Below are 670 nucleotides of genomic sequence, written 5' to 3'. Positions count from 1 at the left end.
CGCTGGTGCCGGTCGCGCTGGCCGCCGCCGAGGCGGCCCGGGAGGACGGGCGTTCGGTCGAGGTCATCGACCTGCGTTCACTCTCGCCCATTGACTTTGACACCATCACAGAATCGGTGCAGAAGACCGGACGGCTGATCGTCACCCATGAGGCGCCGACCTTCGGCGGGCTGGGCGGGGAAATCGCCGCGCGCATCACCGAACGGGCGTTCTTGTACCTGGAGGCCCCGGTGCTGCGGGTGGGCGGGTTCCACATGCCCTACCCGATCTCAAAGGTGGAATCCCAGTACCTACGACATCGACAAGCTGCTCGAAGCGCTCGACCGCTCCTTCGCATACTAGAAACGGTCCAAGGAGAGAATCATGACTACCTTCAACCTGCCCGATGTGGCGAGGGACTGACCGAAGCCGACATTGCCGCCTGGAAGGTCGCGGTGGGGGACACCGTGGAGGTCAACCAGGTCTTCGTTGAGATCGAAACCGCCAAGTCGCTGGTGGAGCTGCCCAGCCCCTATGCCGGGGTGGTGACCGAGCTGCACGCGGCCGAGGGGGAAACCCTGGCCGTGGACTCCCCGCTGATCACCATCGACGAGGAGGGGAACAAACCGGCCCCCACCGGAACTCCGGAACCGGCCGAGGCCCTGGCCACCGCCGCCCCGGTGGCCAGCGA

The 670-nt window shown here is 66.3% G+C and carries 1 protein-coding gene and 1 pseudogene; both read left to right on the top strand.

Going from position 1 to position 670, the window contains the following annotated elements:
• Nucleotides 1–342: pseudogene (locus JCM19049_RS16710) on the top strand (transketolase C-terminal domain-containing protein); the annotation flags it as partial.
• Nucleotides 343–434: 92 nt separating this feature from the next.
• On the top strand, nucleotides 435–670 hold a 236-nt coding region (locus JCM19049_RS16705; RefSeq protein ID WP_304488866.1), incomplete at its 3' end, for a biotin/lipoyl-containing protein.

This window comes from Arthrobacter sp. JCM 19049 (assembly GCF_001310435.1).
Note: the sequence above shows the minus strand (reverse complement) of the source record. Positions and strands in the feature narration are given on the sequence as shown.